The sequence below is a fragment of the Actinoplanes sp. TFC3 genome, assembly GCF_001553785.1.
Classification (GTDB): Bacteria; Actinomycetota; Actinomycetes; order Mycobacteriales; family Micromonosporaceae; genus Actinoplanes.
On record NZ_LOJP01000020.1, the window covers coordinates 1 to 1,108 of the forward strand.

Here is a 1,108-nt window from a genome sequence, read left to right on the forward strand (position 1 = left end):
GACTACTGGGGCGATGCCGGTGCTGGTGTTGGGATTCTGAGGGTCGGTGGGGGTGATGGCGGTCGGGTCGGTTGATGCGGGAGGGGTGGTTGTGGCGTCCGGGTCCGGGGCCGTGGTCTCGTCGGGGACCACTGGGTCGGTACCGGCGGAGGGTTCTGCTGCGGGCACGTCCGTCGCAGGCGAATTGGCCGCAGGCACTTCCGCCGCAGGCAGCTCGACCGAAGGCGTATCCACCCCGGCACCACCCGCAGCCCCGGCCCCTGCACCGGCGCCTTCTCCCACCTGAACCGGCCCACCATCATCAACGGGCGCGGCCGGACTGTTCACAACTGACCCGCTCTGCCCAGCCGGATTCTCCGATCCCGGCGTACCACCCGGGCCGGCGACCTCGCCGAACCACCCAGGCTCCACCGCAGCCCCCGGACCCTCGGTCGTCACCGGCACCCCACCACTGTCCGCAGTCGACGGAACCCCACCACTGTCGCCAGTAATCGGAACGGTAGGACCGTCCGTAACCATGCCAGCAACCGGTGACGGGACGTCGATCCCCGAGCCACCGGCCGTTGCACCGCCCGGGGCGTACGGAGTCGTCTCGCCGGAGTTCGAAGGCTGCCAGTCGGCGTCGTTGACGTCGATCAAGGCCGAGGCATCCGAAGCCGACGGGGCGCTTTGGTCACCCGGTGCCGCAGCAGACCCCGGCATACCGGGCATGATGGGCATACCGCCAGCACCGGCCGGGCCGGAAACGGCTCCTGCCTGACCATCGTCCGCCGGACCGTCCCATTGCGGCACGGCGGCACCGTCACCACCGGCGGACGAAGGCTCACCAGCGGAGCCCGGCGCATCAACGCCACTCCCCCGCTGCGGAGCTTCGAGCCCCGAGCCACCAGGCGCCGTACCTTCCGGAGCGCTCGGCACGTCCGCCCTGGCACCCGACGGCTTCCAGTCACCAGTGTCAGCACCAATCAGGCCCGAAGCATCCGGCAAGTCGGGAATTCCCGCACCGTTCGCCGTAGGCCCACCCGCACCCGGTCCACCCCCAGGCATTCCAGGAGAACCATTCACCGGTACGCCCGAAGCGCCCCCCTCAACACCGCTCCCCGAAGCC

At 70.4% G+C, this 1,108-nt stretch carries 1 pseudogene; it reads right to left on the reverse strand.

Annotation, left to right across the window (positions count from 1 at the left end):
- A pseudogene (locus tag TFC3_RS39915) lies at positions 1-234 on the reverse strand (hypothetical protein); the annotation flags it as partial.
- Between the last annotated feature and the right edge of the window lie 874 nt (positions 235-1,108).